Origin of the sequence: Azospirillum sp. ST 5-10 (genome assembly GCF_051225715.1) — a bacterium.
Taxonomy (GTDB): Bacteria; Pseudomonadota; Alphaproteobacteria; order Azospirillales; family Azospirillaceae; genus Azospirillum.
In genome coordinates, this window is the sequence record NZ_JBPJSP010000022.1 from 15,303 (window position 1) to 30,491 (window position 15,189).

At 73.7% G+C, this 15,189-nt stretch carries 14 protein-coding genes and 1 pseudogene; 12 read left to right on the top strand and 3 right to left on the bottom strand.

The window, feature by feature from the left end; all coding sequences use genetic code 11:
- Positions 1-43 precede the first annotated feature (43 nt).
- The gene (locus ACSBPG_RS21635; RefSeq protein WP_435539291.1) at positions 44-745 is read right to left on the bottom strand and encodes an alpha/beta fold hydrolase; all 702 of its coding nucleotides are present in this window, start codon (positions 743-745) and stop codon (positions 44-46) included.
- 464 nt (positions 746-1,209) lie between these two features.
- On the opposite strand from ACSBPG_RS21635, the gene ACSBPG_RS21640 reads away from it, so the two are divergent.
- The 11 genes from ACSBPG_RS21640 to ACSBPG_RS21690 all read left to right on the top strand — a co-directional run bounded on the left by ACSBPG_RS21640 (position 1,210) and on the right by ACSBPG_RS21690 (position 11,891).
- A complete protein-coding gene (locus ACSBPG_RS21640) occupies positions 1,210-2,598 on the top strand; it encodes a methylenetetrahydrofolate reductase C-terminal domain-containing protein (protein WP_435539292.1) in 1,389 nt (462 codons plus the stop codon).
- Positions 2,599-2,636: 38 nt separating this feature from the next.
- Positions 2,637-3,290 carry a cobalamin B12-binding domain-containing protein gene (locus tag ACSBPG_RS21645; RefSeq protein WP_435539293.1) on the top strand — a complete coding sequence of 218 codons (654 nt, stop codon included), beginning with the start codon at positions 2,637-2,639 and terminating at the stop codon, positions 3,288-3,290.
- Positions 3,287-4,549 (top strand): uroporphyrinogen decarboxylase family protein, encoded by a 1,263-nt coding sequence (locus tag ACSBPG_RS21650; RefSeq protein ID WP_435539294.1) that lies wholly within the window; start codon positions 3,287-3,289, stop codon positions 4,547-4,549. Before ACSBPG_RS21645 ends, ACSBPG_RS21650 begins: the two co-directional genes overlap by 4 nt.
- Before the next feature lie 5 nt (positions 4,550-4,554).
- The gene (locus tag ACSBPG_RS21655) at positions 4,555-5,205 is read left to right on the top strand and encodes a hypothetical protein (RefSeq protein WP_435539295.1); all 651 of its coding nucleotides are present in this window, start codon (positions 4,555-4,557) and stop codon (positions 5,203-5,205) included.
- 138 nt (positions 5,206-5,343) lie between these two features.
- The gene (locus tag ACSBPG_RS21660) at positions 5,344-7,098 is read left to right on the top strand and encodes an ASKHA domain-containing protein (protein ID WP_435539296.1); all 1,755 of its coding nucleotides are present in this window, start codon (positions 5,344-5,346) and stop codon (positions 7,096-7,098) included.
- Complete coding sequence (locus tag ACSBPG_RS21665; protein ID WP_435539297.1) at positions 7,095-7,985, top strand: dihydropteroate synthase; 891 nt, start codon at positions 7,095-7,097, stop codon at positions 7,983-7,985. Before ACSBPG_RS21660 ends, ACSBPG_RS21665 begins: the two co-directional genes overlap by 4 nt.
- Positions 7,986-7,989: 4 nt before the next feature.
- Positions 7,990-9,126, top strand: coding sequence for an amidohydrolase family protein (locus ACSBPG_RS21670; RefSeq protein WP_435539298.1), 1,137 nt, complete (start codon positions 7,990-7,992; stop codon positions 9,124-9,126).
- A gap of 36 nt (positions 9,127-9,162) precedes the next feature.
- Positions 9,163-9,867 (top strand): GntR family transcriptional regulator, encoded by a 705-nt coding sequence (locus ACSBPG_RS21675; RefSeq protein ID WP_435539299.1) that lies wholly within the window; start codon positions 9,163-9,165, stop codon positions 9,865-9,867.
- Between the two features lie 46 nt (positions 9,868-9,913).
- A complete protein-coding gene (locus tag ACSBPG_RS21680) occupies positions 9,914-10,867 on the top strand; it encodes a LysR family transcriptional regulator (RefSeq protein WP_435539300.1) in 954 nt (317 codons plus the stop codon).
- A gap of 56 nt (positions 10,868-10,923) precedes the next feature.
- Positions 10,924-11,751 (top strand): oxidoreductase, encoded by an 828-nt coding sequence (locus tag ACSBPG_RS21685; protein WP_435539301.1) that lies wholly within the window; start codon positions 10,924-10,926, stop codon positions 11,749-11,751.
- The gene (locus ACSBPG_RS21690) at positions 11,748-11,891 is read left to right on the top strand and encodes a hypothetical protein (RefSeq protein ID WP_435539302.1); all 144 of its coding nucleotides are present in this window, start codon (positions 11,748-11,750) and stop codon (positions 11,889-11,891) included. The genes ACSBPG_RS21685 and ACSBPG_RS21690 overlap by 4 nt, the downstream gene beginning before the upstream one ends.
- A 39-nt stretch (positions 11,892-11,930) precedes the next feature.
- Here the strand turns inward: ACSBPG_RS21690 and ACSBPG_RS21695 are convergent, their stop codons facing one another.
- Complete coding sequence (locus ACSBPG_RS21695) at positions 11,931-12,854, bottom strand: LysR family transcriptional regulator (RefSeq protein ID WP_435539303.1); 924 nt, start codon at positions 12,852-12,854, stop codon at positions 11,931-11,933.
- 99 nt (positions 12,855-12,953) lie between these two features.
- Here ACSBPG_RS21695 and ACSBPG_RS21700 point away from each other — a divergent pair, with 99 nt between their 5' ends.
- Complete coding sequence (locus tag ACSBPG_RS21700) at positions 12,954-14,036, top strand: NAD-dependent epimerase/dehydratase family protein (protein ID WP_435539304.1); 1,083 nt, start codon at positions 12,954-12,956, stop codon at positions 14,034-14,036.
- On the opposite strand, the pseudogene ACSBPG_RS21705 reads toward ACSBPG_RS21700, so the two are convergent.
- Positions 14,019-15,173, bottom strand: a pseudogene (locus tag ACSBPG_RS21705) (adenylate/guanylate cyclase domain-containing protein); the annotation flags it as partial. The gene ACSBPG_RS21700 and the pseudogene ACSBPG_RS21705 overlap by 18 nt on opposite strands.
- Between the last annotated feature and the right edge of the window lie 16 nt (positions 15,174-15,189).

The window sequence follows — 15,189 nt, forward strand, 5'->3', positions numbered from 1 at the left end:
ATTGCCTCCCGAATGTATGGGGCCGCCCCTTGCGGTGCGGCGTTCATGATTGCAGCCAGCCCCGCAGGGCCTCGGTGACGGCCTCCGGCCGCTCCACCGTCGCCATGTGCCCGCAGTCCTCGACGACGGTGAGGGTCGCCCCGGCGATGGCGGCGGCGATCGGCTCGTGCTGGGCGACCGGACTCCAGCCGTCCTGGCGGCCGACGACCAGGGCCGTCGGGCAGCGGATCGCGGCGAGCTGGGCGGACGCGTCCGGCCGGTCGAGCAGGGCACGGACCTGGCCGGCGAAGACGGCCGGGGTGGCGCGGCACACCATGGCGGTGAGCGGCCCCATCAGGTCCGGCTCGGCGACCCGGTCGGGGTGGACCATCGGCGGCAGCCAGCGCCGCGCCAGCGCCTCCATCCCCTCGGCGTGGGCGAGATCGACGAGCGCCTGGCGCGCGGCCTCCTCGCCCGGCTTGCGGGGATGCACGCCGGTGTCGAGCAGGGCCAGCCGCTCCACCCGGTCCGGCGCCCGCCGCACCACCTCCAGCGCCACCCGGCCGCCCATGGAATGGCCGGCCAGGGCGAAGGGCCCGGGCACGCGGTCGAGGACCGACGCCGCCATGGCGGGGATGGACTCGTAGCCGCGGAAGACGGGAACGACGACCTCGTGAGTGGCGGCGAACGCCGCCGCCTGGTGCGCCCAGACGGAGGCGTCGCACAGCAGGCCCGGCAGCAGGACGAGCGTCGGCCGGACCGTCATCGGGCGCCGTCGTCGCTGCGTGCAGCGGCCTGCACTGGATACAAAGCCCGGCGGTTCATCCACTGTCCTCCCCTGCTCGGCGCCGTTTGCGGCGCTCCATGACTGCTTTGCCGGCCAACCATACCGTTTCCGCCGCGGCGGCGCCTATCGATTCGGCGTGCGTCGCTATTCGGAAAGGGTTGCGCGCCGAATTGGATACAATGAGCCGGGCCGGAATGGAAGAGCGCTGACTGTCAGCAAGGCGCACGGAATTTGCGCCCTCCCCCGTCCCATGCCAGCGCCCGTTCCGCGGAGGCGGGCCTGAGTGACCGCTTTTGCGGCCGACTGTCATTGATCCAGATCATTTCGCCAGCCTCTCTCATTGTATACATCAAGGACGGTCGAACGCCGGATCATCGCCCTCGAAAGCGGAATTCGGCGGATTTTCGCCCCCGATTGTACGCATTGGATAGGACCGGCAGCCGATGGAAGCGGTCAGGCACTGGAGCGTGCGGCACGCCCGCGGCCTCAAGCGCGTCTACGACGCCTGCGCCCGGCTGGCGCCGCGGCTGGGCGGCGCGGTGCGCCGGCTGGGGGCGGCGCGCGCCGAGCGGCTGCTCCTGCCGGCCGAGCGCGCATCCAAACGCCTCCTGTTCGACTGCCGGATGTGCGGCCAGTGCGTGCTGTCCGCCACCGGCATGGCCTGTCCCACCAACTGCGCCAAGGCCATGCGCAACGGTCCGTGCGGCGGCGTGCGTCCCGACGGCGCCTGCGAGGTGGACCCCGCCATGCGCTGCGTGTGGGTGGAGGCGACCGAGGGCCGCAAGCGCATTCCCGCCGCCGCCGCGCCCCTGCCCGCCATCGACCACCGCCGCGGCGGCCGCTCCACCTGGGTCCCCTTGATGGAGGGGCGCGACCCGGTGGCGCCCGTGCCCGCGGCACCGCCGCCGCGCGAGCGCCCGCTGCACGGGTTCGAGCAGGCCTGGCGCTCCGGCCGCTTCCTGGTGACGGTGGAGGTGGCGCCGCCCGACAGCGCCGACCCCGCCGCCCTGGTCGAGCGGGCGCGGCGCTTCCACGGCCTGGTGGACGCCGTCAACGTCACCGACGGCGCCGGCGGCAACTGCCACATGTCGAGCGTCGCCGCCGCCGCCGTGCTGGCCGGCGACGGGCTGCCGGCGGTGGCGCAGATCGCCTGCCGCGACCGCAACCGGATCGCCGTGCAGGGCGACATCCTGGGCGCCGCCGCGCTGGGCGTGCGCAACATCCTGTGTCTCACCGGTGACCACGTCAGCCGCGGCGACCACCCCGAGGCCAAGCCGGTGTTCGACCTGGACGCGGTGTCGCTGCTGCGCATCGCCCGCGACATGCGCGACCGCGCCGCCTTCGCCTCGGGCCGGGCGATCGAGGTGCCGCCGGACCTCTTCATCGGCGCCACCGCCAACCCCTTCGTGCCGCCCTTCATCGACCGCGTCGACAACCTGGAGCGCAAGGTCGAGGCCGGGGCCCAGTTCATCCAGACCCAGTTCTGCTTCGACCTGCCCCGGTTCGCCGCCTTCCTGCGGGAGGTGCGGGGGCGCGGGCTGCACCGGCGCTGCGCGCTGATCGTCGGGGTCGGCACGCTGGGCAGCGCCAAGGCGCTGCGCTGGATGGCGGCCAACGTGCCGGGCGTGCACGTCCCGGCCGCGGTCACCGACCGCATCGCACGCTCCGCCGACCAGAAGGCCGAGGGCCGGCGCATCCTGGTCGAGACCATGCGGGCGCTGGCGGAGATGGAGGGGGTCTCGGGAGTGCACCTGATGGGGCACCGCAACGAGGGCGTGCTGGCCGACGCCATCGTCGAATCGGGCCTGAGAAACGCAACGGCGGCCGCGTGAGCGTGCGGCCACAGACGGGGAAGACGCCGATGGATGGGATGACCGAAGACGAACGCCGGCTCGTGGAGTGGCTGGCCGACATGAACGAGGACGACGCCGTCGCCCTTGCCAAGCGCATGCTGCTGGAGGAGGGGGCGGACCCGCTGCGGGTGCTCGAGCTGTGCCGCGCCGGCATGGACATCGTCGGCCGCCGCTTCGAGGAGGGGGAATACTTCCTGCCCGAACTGGTGCTGGCCGGCGAGATGCTGGAGACCATCGGCGCCATCGCCAAGCCGCTGATCACGCACGCGCCGGGCGAGGAGCCGAAGAAGCTGGGCCGCGTGCTGATCGGCACGGTGCACGGCGACCTGCACGACATCGGCAAGAACATCGTCAGCTTCATGCTCGACATCAACGGCTTCGAGGTGAAGGACATCGGCGTCGACGTGCCGGTCAAGACCTTCCTGGAGGAGATCGACGCCTACAAGCCCGACGTGGTCGGCCTCTCCGGCTTCCTGACCCTGGCCTTCGACAGCATGAAGGAGACGATCGCCGCCATCGAGGGGGCGGGCCTGCGCGAGCGGATCAAGATCATGATCGGCGGCGGCCAGATCGACGAGACCGTGCGCGGCTACACCGGCGCCGACGCTTTCGGCACCAACGCGGTCGACGCGGTCTCCTTGTGCAAGCGCTGGGTGGGGGTGGCGGCATGAGCGCCTACGAGCAGACGCCGGAGGCCAAGGCCGCCTACGACGCGCGCTGGCAGCGCGTCATGGACTGCGTGGCGCTGAAACAGCCCGACCGCATGCCCATCGGCATGCAGCCGACCTTCTGGCTCGCCAAGTACGCCGGCATCACCTGCAAGGAGCTGATGTACGACTACGAGGGCACCAAGGCCGTCGCCGAGCGGGCGCTCCGGGAGTTCGAGCCGGACGTGCACAGCCCGATGGTGCTCGGCGTCGCCTCGGGCAACGCCCTGGAGGCGATCGGCTTCAAGCAGTTGCAGTGGCCCGGCCACGGCGTCGCCGACGACCAGCCCTACCAGTACATCGACCGCGAATACATGAAGCCGGAGGAGTACGACGAGTTCCTGTTCGACCCCACCGGCTTCTACCTCTCCAAGTACCTGCCCCGCGTCGCCGGCGCCTTCGAGGGGTTCGAGGACCTGCCGAGCTTCCCCGGCCTGCACTATTTCCGCCTGATCGGCGGCATCCGCGCCTTCGCCAAGCCCTCCGTGCGCGCCGCGCTGGAGAAGGTGATCAAGGCGGCCGAGGAGGTCGACCGCTTCGCCGCCCACCACGCCGACTTCACGGCACGGATGGCGGCGCTGGGCTACCCCGTGAGCTACACCACCACCTCGGTGTCGCCCTACGACTTCGTCGCCGACTATTTCCGCGGCGCCACCGGCATGATGAAGGACCTGTTCCGCAACAAGGACAAGCTGCTGGCCCTGCTCGACAAGGCCCGCGTCTTCCTGCTGCGCCATGCCATCGCCGGCTGCCGGGCGTCGGGCAATCCCTTCGTCTTCATCCCCGTGCACTGGGCCCCCGACGCCTTCATGTCGGGCAAGCAGTTCGAGACCTTCTGGTGGCCGAGCTTCCGGGAGATGCTGGTCGGCCTGATCGACGCCGGCCTGATCCCCATGCCGATGTGGGAATCCGACTGCACCAAGCGCCTGGAGATCATCCGCGACGTGCCGCCGGGCACGTGCGTCTACTGGTTCGAGCGCACCGACATGGTGCGCGCCTTCGAGGTGCTGGGCGACGTGGTGGCCCTGCGCGGCAACCTGTCGCCGTCGCTGATGACCACCGGCACGCCGGACGAGGTCGACGCCGCGGTGCGTCACCTCGCCGAGAACGTCTTCCACAAGGGCGGCCGGCTGATCCTCGACTGCGCCTTCGGCATCCCCGACGAGACGCCGGTGGCCAACGTGCGCGCCATGTTCGACGCCGCGCGCACGTACGGCGGCTGACGGCGATGGCGACGGGGGTGGCGACGGGGGTGGCGACCGGGGTGGCGACCGGGGTGCAGGACCGCTTCCGCCGCGAGGCGGCGGAGCTGGCGCAGCGGGAGGGGCTGGCCGAGCCGCGCTCCGCCTGGCGCTTCGTGGCGCTCGACGGCCCGCCGGGCGCGGTGCTGCGGGCCGGCGGCGCGGCGCTGGCCGCCGGCCGGCTGGTTCCGGAGTCCGGCACGCTGACCCACCTCGCCTGCGCGGCGTGCACCATCGGCCCGCGGCTGGAGCGGCGCGTCGCCGCCCTGTTCGCCGAGCGCAGGATGTCGCTGGCGCTGGCGCTCGACGCGATCGGCAACGCGCTGCTGCGGGAGACGGCGCGCCGCCTCCAGGACCGCATGCTGGCCGACGCCCGCCGCCGGGGCCTGAGCATGGCCGGCGAGCTGCGCCCCGGCGACCCCGGCCTCGGCCTCGACGCCCAGCCGGCGGTGCTGCGGCTGGCCGGGGCCGAGGGCATCGGCGTCGCCGTGACGTCCGGGCTGGCGCTGACCCCGCACAAGTCGGCGTCGATGGTGCTGGGCGCCGGGATCGACCTGCCGCCCGCCCGCTGGTCGCGCTGCGACGACTGCCCGACGGCGCCGCGGTGCGCCATGGCCAAGGAGCGGGTGGATGCGTGAGACGTGTCCGCACCGCCCCCCCCTCCCGACCTCCCCCCACTGCGCGGGGGGAGGAGTTGAGCCCTCCCCCGCGAAGTGGGGGAGGGTTTGGGTGGGGGTCCGCAGCAGCCAAGTCCCCGCCGATCCGGACCCCCTCCGATGACCGACCGCGTCCTGCGCTTTCCCCAGCTCCACCGCACCGTGCCGGCCCTGGCCGGGGAGACGGTGTTCCAGACCGCCCGGCGCGCCGGGGTGCGCATCGTCGGCGCCTGCGGCGGCCGCGGCACCTGCGGCACCTGCGCCGTGCGCGTCGTCGAGGACGGCGTGCACGAGACGCGCAGCCGCAAATGGCGGCGCGCCTGCCAGGCGGTGCCCCGCGGCGACTGCGTGGTCGAGGTGGCGGCGCGCTCGCTCGCCCCCGTGGTGCGCGCGGAGGCCGACGCCCGCGCCGCCGAGACCCTGCCGCTCGCCCCCGCCGTCCGGGTGTGCGACGTGACGGTGCGGGAAGCCACGCTCGCCGACACCGCCGGCGACGTCGACCGCATCGCCCGCGCGCTTCCCCTCCCCGTCGACTCCGTCGACCTCGCCGCGGCGCGCCGCCTGCCGGCGGTGCTGCGCGACGGCGGCTGGTCGGTGCGCGCCCGCATCCGCGGCCGCGAGGTGATCGGCGTGGCGCCGGCGGGAAGTCGCACCCTGGGCCTGGCGGTCGATCTCGGCACCACCAACGTCGCCGGCTTCCTGGTCGACCTGGAAAGCGGCGCGCGCGTCGCCGGCCTCGGCATCGAGAACCCGCAGACCGCCTGGGGCGCCGACCTCGTCAGCCGCATCAACCACGCGGTGCGCGGCGAGGCCGAGGCCGAGGAGCTGCGCCGCGCCGCGGTGGCCGCCATCGATGCGCTGTCCCACGACCTGTGCCTGGCCGCCGGGGCCACGCCCGACGACCTCGCCGACGTCGCCGTGTGCGCCAACACCGCCATGCACCACCTGCTGCTGGGGCTGCCGGTGCGCCAGTTGGGCCGCGCGCCCTTCGTGGCGGCGGTGCGCGACGCCATGGACGTGCGCGCCCGCGACCTCGGCCTGCGCACCGCGCCGGGAGCCTGGGTGCACATGGCCCCCAACGTCGGCGGCTTCGTCGGCGGCGACCACGTCACCGCCCTGCTGGCGACCGAGGACCGGTGGTCCGGCGCCGGCACCGCGCTGGTCATGGACATCGGCACCAACACCGAGATCTCGCTGATCCACGCCGGCACGATCCTGTCGGCCTCCTGCCCCTCCGGACCGGCGCTGGAGGGCGGGCACATCGCCTGCGGCATGCGCGCGGCCGAGGGCGCCATCGAACGGGTGCGGGTCGAGGACGGACGCCTTACGGTGGCGACCATCGGCGGCAAGGAGCCGGTGGGGCTGTGCGGCTCCGGCGTGCTCGACGCGCTGGCCGGGCTGCGCCGGGTCGCGGCGGTGGACGCGCGCGGGCGGCTGGCCGCCGGCCACGCGCTGGTGCGCGAGCATGGCGGAAAGCGCGCCGCCGAGCTGGCCCCCGGCGTCCTCTTCACACAGGACGACGTCCGCGCCGTGCAGCTCGCCAAGGCGGCGATCCGCACCGGCGTCGACCTGCTGCTGCACCAGGCGGGGCTGGAGGCCGACGCCATCGAGCGGTTCGTCATCGCCGGCGCCTTCGGCGCCTACATCGACGTCGCCAGCGGCATCGCCATCGGCCTGTTCCCCGACCTGCCCGCCGACCGGTTCGCCCAGGTCGGCAACGCCGCCGGGCTCGGCATCCGCCGCATGCTGGCCTCGACCCTGGCGCGCGACCGCGCCCGCGACCTCGCGGCGCGCTGCCGCTACGTCGAGCTGAGCACCCGCGCCGACTTCCAGAAGCGATTCCTGACCAACATCGGCTTTAGGACCCCGTCATGACCCAGGCCCACGGCTTCGCCATCGCCGTCATCGGCGAGCGCATCAACCCCGGCTTCAAGAGCACCAAGGCGCTGTTCGACACCGAGGACATCGCCGGCATCCAGGCGCTGGCCGTCCGCCAGGCCGAGGCCGGAGCCCGCTACCTCAACGTCAACATCGGCGCCCGCGCGCTGACCGATCCGCACTTCATGGCCGAGGTGATCCGCGCCATCCAGGCGGTGGTCACGGTGCCGCTCTCCTTCGACTTCCCCAGCGCCGCGGTGCAGGAGATCTGCCTGAAGACCTACGATCGGGAGAAGGCCGGCGGGGCGCCGCCCATCGTCAACTCGATCACCGAGCACCGCTGGGACCTGATGGACCTCTACCGGCCGCTCGGCCCCTTCAAGGTCATCCTCATGGCCTCGGAACGGGTCGAGGACGGCGTCGCCAAGAGCAACAAGACGGCCGACGAGATCGCCTCCACGGCCCGGCGCTGCGCGCTCCGGCTGGCCGCCGAGCACGGCATGGCGATGGACGACGTCTTCGTCGACCTGTCGGTCAGCGCCATCATCGCCGACACCGCCGGCCTCAACCGCGCCACCCTGGACGCGGTGCGCCTCATCGGCGAGGATGCCGACCTCAAGGGCATCCACATGATGGGCGGCCTCTCCAACATCGGCCAGCAACTGCCAGCGAAAGCGGCCGACGGCTCCGACCTCAAGCACGGGCTGGAGTGCGCCTTCCTGACGCTGGCGGTTCCGCACGGCTTCGACACGGTGCTGGGGACGCCGTGGCGCGCCTACCACCCGCTGCCCGACGACAGCTACGTGCTGACCGCCTACCGCAATTTCCTGGAACAGAGCGGCAGCAACGCGTTGCGCGCCGTGCGCAAGCTCTACAAGGCCTGACGCCATGGAGACCCTGGTCGTCGGCAGCTATTTCGACGGGGAGCGCCAGCACGACGGCGGTCCCTACGCGCTCCGCTTCGCCGACGGCGCCCTGCGCGCCGTCGAGCCGGTGGCGCCGGACACGCCGCGGGACGCCGCCTTCGCCATGCCGACCCTGGTGGAGGCGCACGCCCACCTGTTCCTCGACGGCGGCCTGCTCGACACCGCGGCCCGCGCCGCCGCCATGAAGGCCGACCGCGACGCCATGGTGGAGACGGCGCGGCGCAGCCTCGCCCAGGCGCGGGCCTCCGGCGTCGGGCTGGTGCGCGACGTCGGCGACCGCTGGGGCGTCAACCACCAGGTTCGCGACGAGGCGAACGGGCGGCCCGGCATCCGCGTGCGCTCGGCCGGCGTGGCGCTGCGCCGGCCCGGCCGCTACGGCGGCTTCATGGGCCGCGAGGTGGCCGACGACGACGCCATCCGCGCCGCGGTGGACGAGCTGGCGGAGCGCAGCGACGACGTCAAGGTGCTGCTGACCGGCATCATCGACTTCGCCAAGGGAACGGTCCCCGGCGCGCCCCAGTTCGACGCCGACGCGCTGCGCCTCATCGTCGAACGCGCCCGCGCCCACGGCCGGCCGACGCTGGCCCACTGCAGCGGTGCCGCCGGGCTGGAGGTCGCGGTGGCCGCCGGCATCGGCTCCATCGAGCACGGCTTCTTCATGTCCCACGCCGTGCTGGAGCGCATGGCCGGCGAGGGCATCGCCTGGGTCCCCACCTTCTCCCCCGTCGCCTTCCAGGCGGCGCACCCGCAGCATGCGGGCTGGCCGTCCGAGGTGGTGGCGACCATCCGCGCCATCGTCGAGAGCCACCGCGAGCACGTCGCGCTCGCCCACCAGATGGGCGTGGCGGTGATCTGCGGCTCCGACGCCGGCAGCCACGGCGTGCCGCACGGCCGCGCCCTGGTGGACGAGATGATGGCCCTGCGCGAGGCCGGGGTGCCGATGGAAGCGGTGCTGCGCGCCGCAACGTCGCTGCCGCGCCGCACCTGGGGAGCGCCGGCCAACGACGTGGTGCCGGGGGCGCGGCCCGACCTGCTGCTGCTGCCGGACAGCCCGTTCCGCGACGCCTGCGTCCTGTACCGCCCGCTCCCTCCCGTCTAGGATGCCGCCTGGCCTCAGCAACCCGGCGCATTCGCGATGTCGCGGCACACCCAGATCGTCCTCAAGCTGCGCGAGATGATCCTGAGCGGCGCGCTGCAGGCGGGCGAGCGGGTGACGGAGATCCCGATCGCCACCCAGCTCGGCGTGTCGCGCACGCCGGTGCGCTACGCGCTCGGCATCCTCTCGCGCGAGGGGCTGGTCGTGCCCACCGACAACCGCCGCGGCTTCGTGGTGCGCGCGTTCACCCTGAAGGACATCGACGACGCCATCCGCGTGCGCGGCCTGCTGGAGGGCATGGCGGCGCGCGAGATCGCCGAGGCCGGGCCGACGCCGGACCTGCAGGCGGAGCTGCGGGCCTGCGTCGCGGAGGGCGCGCGCCTGATCGCCAAGGGCCGGCTCGGCGACGAGGACGACGTGGCGTGGAGCGAGACGAACGGCCGCTTCCACGACCTGATCGTCGAGGGGTCGGGCAACCGGGCGCTCATCCACGCGCTGCGGATCAACGACCAGGTCCCCTTCGCCTCGGCCAAGGCCTTCCTCGACGACCGCTCGGACGTCGCGGTGACGCGCCGCCAGTTCGACGTGCTGTTCCTCGCCCAGAAGCAGCACGAAGCGGTCTTCCAGGCCCTGTGCAACCGTCAGGGCAGCCGCGCCGAGGCGCTGATGCGCGAGCACAGCCACGTGGCGATGGACAACATCCGCCTGTTCCGCACCGCCATCACCCAGCCGCCCGAGGCGTAGCCTCCGCCATTGCCGGCGCCGGCACTTTCGCCGATGGTGGGGCATCATGGAGCCGAACATCCAGGGCAGCGAGTTCGCGCAGTTGCGCGCCTTCGTCGCGGTCGCCGAGCAGGCGAGCTTCAGCCGGGCGGCCGAGCTCCTCGGCATCTCGCCGTCGGCGCTGAGCCAGACCATCCGCACCCTGGAGGAGCGTCTCGGGGTGCGCCTGCTCAACCGCACCACCCGCAGCGTCGCCCCGACGGCGGCGGGCGAGGCGCTGCTGGCGCGCCTGCGCCCGGCGATGGAGGAGATCGCCGCCGCCGTCGGCCAGGTCGGCCGCTTCCGCGACCGCCCGTCGGGCACCGTTCGCCTGCACTGCAGCCGGCAGGCGGCGCACGGCCTGCTGGAGCCGATGATCGCCCCCTTCCTCGCCGCCAACCCCGACGTCGTCCTCGACGTCACCGTCGACGACGCGGTGGTCGACGTGGTGGCCGGCGGCTTCGACGCCGCCATCCGGCCGGGCGAGGTGATCGAGCGCGACATGATCGCCGTGAAGCTGACCGGCGAGCACCGCCAGATCGCCGTCGCGGCGCCCGCCTACGTCGCCCGCCACGGCACGCCGGCGACGCCGCGCGACCTGCCCGCCCACCGCTGCATCCGCTGGCGCTGGGCGGGCCGCCCGACCCCCTACAACTGGGAGTTCTTCGCCGACGGCGCCTGGTTCGAGGTCGCGGTCGACGGACCGCTGATCCTCACCGACCGGGCGACCATGGTGCGCGCCACCGTGGACGGAATCGGCATCGCCTTCCTGACGGACTGGGAGACCCGCGAGCTGATCGCGCAAGGCCGCCTGGTGCCGATGCTGGAGGCGTGGTCGCACCCCTACCCCGGCTACTTTCTCTGCTATCCCCGCCAGCGCCAGATGGCGCCCGCCCTGCGCGCCTTCATCGACGCCCTGCGCACCGCGACGGCCGATTATGCAGGCCGGACTAACAAGCCTTCCAACGGCGGGCCCGATTAATCAGCCGGCGTGAACGAGCCATCCTCAGGGGCACAACCATCCCAGGAGGACGGACCATGACCGACAAGGTCTGGCTCATCACCGGCATCTCCCGCGGCCTCGGCCTGGCGCTGGCGCAGGCGGTGCTCGCCCGGGGCGACGCGGTCGTCGGCACCACCCGCGACGGCGCCGCCCCGCCGCAGCTCGCCCCCGAACGCCTCACCGTGCTGCCCCTCGACGTCGCCGACCCGGCGCAGGTCGAGCGGGCGGCGGCGCAGGCGCAGGCGGTGCACGGGCGCATCGACGTGCTGGTCAACAACGCCGGCTACGGGCTGCTCGGCCCGGTCGAGGCGGCGACCGCGACGGAGGTCGAGCGGCTGTTCGCCGTCAACGTGTTCGGCCCGCTCAACCTGATGCGCGCCGTGCTGCCGCACATGCGCGCGCGGCGCAGCGGCCACATCGTCAACGTCTCGTCGATCGCCGCCATCGCCCCGGCGCCGGGCTCGGGCGTGTACGCCGCCACCAAGGGCGCGCTGTGGGCGCTGTCGCAGAGCCTGGCGCAGGAGGCGGCACCGCTCGGCATCTGGGTCACCGTGGTGTCGCCCGGCGCCTTCCGCACCGACTTCCTGTCCGAGCACTCGTTGCGCCACACCGCGACCCGCATCGACGCCTACGCCGAAAGCGCGCGGGTGGTCGGCGGGCTGATGGAGCGGGCGGGCCGGCAGCCGGGCGATCCGGCGAAGGCGGCCCAGGCCATCGTCCAGGCCGTGCAGGCCGACGAGCCGCCCTTCGACCTGCTGCTGGGCAGCGACGCCCTGGCGCGGGCGCGCGTCCGGCTCGACCGGCTCGACGACGACCTCGGCCGCTGGGAGAGCGTCGGCCGCGCCACGGACGTCGCGCCGTGAGGGCGGACGACGACGATGCCAACGTGAAGGAGACGAGCTTGGGCCCGCACCCCTACGCCGGCACGTGGGTGACCGCCGACGGCGACGTCGTCGACGCCCTCCACCACCACGGCGGCATGCGGCTGCGCCGCGAACGCTGACGCCCGCCACGGCCGAGGCGGCGCGGCACCGTCGCGCCCTCAGCGGGACGGCGTGACGCCGGCCGCGGCCTCGCCGCCGATCCAGGCGCCGAGACCCGCGGCGAGCGCGTCGAACGTGGCGCGGCAGCGCGGCGTGGTGCGCAGGTCCTCGTGCATGACGATCCAGGTGTCCAGGCCGATCTCGAAGGCGTGCGCCAGCACCCGCACGAGGTCGCCGTGGCGCCGCGCCAGCGGCACCTGGCAGACGCCGATGCCGAACCCGGCCTCGATGGCGGCGAACTGCGCCAGGTCGCTGTCGGTGCGCAGGGCGAAGCGCTGCCGCTCCAGGCCGCGGGCATGGCGCAGCATGGCGCGGATCGTCGCCGTCTCGCGGTCGAAGCCGATCACGCTGTGCCCGGCGAGGTCCTCCAGGCGGTCCGGGACGCCGCGCCGCTCCAGGTAGCGGCGGTGGGCGTGCAGGCCGAGGGCAATGGTGCCGACCCGGCGCACCACCAGGGACTGCTGCACCGGCTCCACCATGCGCACGGCGATGTCGGCGTCGCGCTGCAGCAGGTTCTCCACGGCGTTCGACAGCACCAGCTCGACGGCGAGACCGGGATGGCGCTCGTGCAGCGCCGCCAGGATCGGCGGCAGCACCCGCGCCCCCACCACCTCGCTGGCCGTCACCCGCACCGTGCCGCGCACCGCCCCGCCCCGGCCGGACGCCGCCCGCATCAGCGATGCCGCCGTCGCCTCCATGGTCTCGGCGAAGGGCAGCAGGTCGCGCGCCGCCTCGGTCGGCTCCAGGCCACGCTGCGAGCGGACGAAGAGCGTGACGCCGACCGCCGCCTCCAGCGCCGCGACGTGGCGCGCCAGGGTCGGTTGCGTCAGCCCGAGGGCGCGGGCCGCCCCCGACAGCGACCCTTCGCGGATCACCGCCAGGAAGCTGCGGTGGAGGTCCCAGCTCGGATCGGTCCGGTTCATAAATTCATGTATAGCGACCCCACACCGTTCGACAATTCCGTTCATCACGGATCACGCCATTCTCTGGCCGTCACCCACGGATCGAGGGGAGAGTGAGCCATGAGGACGCGACGGACGGCGCTGGTGCTGGGCGCCACCGGGGGGATCGGCGGCGAGGTGGCGCGGCGGCTGGACGCCCGCGGCTGGGCCGTGCGGGCGCTGCATCGCGGTGCCGCGGCCCCGGCGGACGGCCGGTTCGCGTGGCGGCGCGGCGACGCCCTGTCGGCGCGCGACGTCGCCGCCGCCGCGGAGGGCGCCGAGCTGATCGTCCACGCGGTCAACCCGCCGGGCTACCGGCGCTGGGAGGAGCTGGTGCTGCCGATGCTGGACAACAGCATCGCCGCGGCGCGGGCCAACGGCGCGCGCATCCTGCTGCCCGGCACCGTCTACAACTACGGCCCCGACGCCTTTCCCGACCTGGACGAGGACGCCCCGCAGACCCCGGTGACCCGCAAGGGCCGCATCCGGGCGGAGATGGAGCGCCGCCTGCGCGCCGCCGCCGGGCGCGGCGCCAAGGCGCTGATCGTGCGGGCCGGCGACTTCTTCGGGCCGAAGCCGGGGAACAGCTGGTTCTCCCAGGCCCTGGTCAAGCCCGGCCGGCCGGTGACCGCCGTCTCCTGCCCCGGCCGGCGCGGCGTCGGCCACCAGTGGGCCTATCTGCCGGACGTGGCGGAGACGATGGTGCGGCTGGCCGAGCGGGGCGACGCCCTGCGGGAGTTCTCGACGTTCCACATGGAGGGCCATTGGGACGCCGACGGGACCGCCATGGTCGCCGCCATCCGCCGCGCCGTCGGCGACCCGGACCTGCCGGTCCGCCGCTTCCCCTGGTGGGCGATCGGCCTGGCGTCTCCCGTCGTTCCGCTGTTCCGCGAGCTGAAGGAGCTGCGCTATCTCTGGGAACGGCCGGTCCGCCTCGACAACGCCCGCCTCCGCGCCACCCTGGGGACGGAGCCGCGCACGCCGCTCGACGAGGCGGTGCGCGCCACCCTGGCCGGGCTCGGCTGCCTGCGCCCGCCGTCAGGCGACGGCGGGGTCGAGGGTGAACAGCTCCTCCGCCCGGCCCACGCCGCGCAGCGCGAAGCGCCCCACCGACACGAGGTCGCGGCGCTCCGGCTCCGGAGTTGCGCCGGCGAATTCGGCTGAGACGAGCATGGTGCGGTCGACCGACCGGCACATGGCGGAGATGCGGCTGACCTCGTTCACCGCCGGGCCGACGACGGTGAAGTCCAGCCGCTCGGCGCTGCCGATGTTGCCGTAGAACACCTCGCCGATGTGCAGACCGAGATAGACGGTGGTGACCGGCCGCCCCTCCGCGGCGCGGCGGGCGTTGAGCTCCTCCAGGCGGCGGCGCAGCGCGCGCTCGGCGGTGAGCGCGCAACGGCAGGCGGCCGCCGGCTCCGCCGCCTTGAAGATGGCGAGCACCCCGTCGCCGATCAGCTTCAGGACGTCGCCGCCGGCCTCCTGCACCGACGACACCACGGCGTCGGCGTAGTCGTTCAGCAGCGGGATGACCTCCTCGGGCGGAGCGGTGTCGGCGATGGTGGTGAAGCCGCGCAGGTCGGAGAACCACAGCACGGCGCCGATGCGCTCGCTGGCACCCCGCGAGATCCGGCCGGCGAGCACCGCCTGGCCGGCGTCGCGCCCGAGATAGACCTCCACCAGCGTCTCGGCGATGCGGGCGAGCGACGCCGTCTTGATGGTCAGCGCCAGCAGCGGCCCGAGCCGGCGCAACGCCGCCAGATCGGCGTCGGAGAAGCCCTCGGGGTGGCGGGTGGTCCAGGACGCGTAGACGCAGTCCATCTCGCCGAAGGTCCGGCCGGTCAGGCGGTGGGCCATCGCAACGTAGTCGGTGTGCCCCTCGTCCCGATGCAGGTTCAGCACGGGAAAGCGAAGCGGGCCGCCGGGGAGCAGCCGGCAGCGGTACTCGTCGGCACCGGTGGCGGTCAGGTGGTAGAAGGTGCTCTGCCGCCAGGCGTCGGCGGCCTCCCCCTCCTGGCTCGGGCCGTAGGCGACCACCGGCTGCTCCTCGCCGCCGTCGCGCCAGCGGAAGGCCCGCCCCTCGTGCACCGGGTGCAGCGTGTCGATCAGCACCACCACCCGGGAGAGCGGCAGCCCGGCGGCGCAGCAGCGCGCGCACAGCCCGTCGATCAGTTCCGTCTCCGATGCCCCGGCAAGGCCCTGCTGGATCAGCCAGCCGAGGATCCCCTTGATGTCGCTGTCCTGCATGCACCGCCTATCGTTCAGCGGAACGCCCCCGCGCCCCCGGCTCAAACTGGGCATGGCGAGCGGCAAAGGA

Coding starts and splice junctions, on each gene's coding strand:
- ACSBPG_RS21680 (WP_435539300.1), top strand. CDS start 9,914: ATGGAGCCGAACATCCAGGGCAGCGAGTTCGCGCAGTTGCGCGCCTTC.
- ACSBPG_RS21660 (WP_435539296.1), top strand. CDS start 5,344: ATGACCGACCGCGTCCTGCGCTTTCCCCAGCTCCACCGCACCGTGCCG.
- ACSBPG_RS21670 (WP_435539298.1), top strand. CDS start 7,990: ATGGAGACCCTGGTCGTCGGCAGCTATTTCGACGGGGAGCGCCAGCAC.
- ACSBPG_RS21665 (WP_435539297.1), top strand. CDS start 7,095: ATGACCCAGGCCCACGGCTTCGCCATCGCCGTCATCGGCGAGCGCATC.
- ACSBPG_RS21700 (WP_435539304.1), top strand. CDS start 12,954: ATGAGGACGCGACGGACGGCGCTGGTGCTGGGCGCCACCGGGGGGATC.
- ACSBPG_RS21675 (WP_435539299.1), top strand. CDS start 9,163: ATGTCGCGGCACACCCAGATCGTCCTCAAGCTGCGCGAGATGATCCTG.
- ACSBPG_RS21645 (WP_435539293.1), top strand. CDS start 2,637: ATGACCGAAGACGAACGCCGGCTCGTGGAGTGGCTGGCCGACATGAAC.
- ACSBPG_RS21635 (WP_435539291.1), bottom strand. CDS start 745: ATGACGGTCCGGCCGACGCTCGTCCTGCTGCCGGGCCTGCTGTGCGAC.
- ACSBPG_RS21640 (WP_435539292.1), top strand. CDS start 1,210: ATGGAAGCGGTCAGGCACTGGAGCGTGCGGCACGCCCGCGGCCTCAAG.
- ACSBPG_RS21650 (WP_435539294.1), top strand. CDS start 3,287: ATGAGCGCCTACGAGCAGACGCCGGAGGCCAAGGCCGCCTACGACGCG.
- ACSBPG_RS21655 (WP_435539295.1), top strand. CDS start 4,555: ATGGCGACGGGGGTGGCGACGGGGGTGGCGACCGGGGTGGCGACCGGG.
- ACSBPG_RS21695 (WP_435539303.1), bottom strand. CDS start 12,854: ATGAACCGGACCGATCCGAGCTGGGACCTCCACCGCAGCTTCCTGGCG.
- ACSBPG_RS21685 (WP_435539301.1), top strand. CDS start 10,924: ATGACCGACAAGGTCTGGCTCATCACCGGCATCTCCCGCGGCCTCGGC.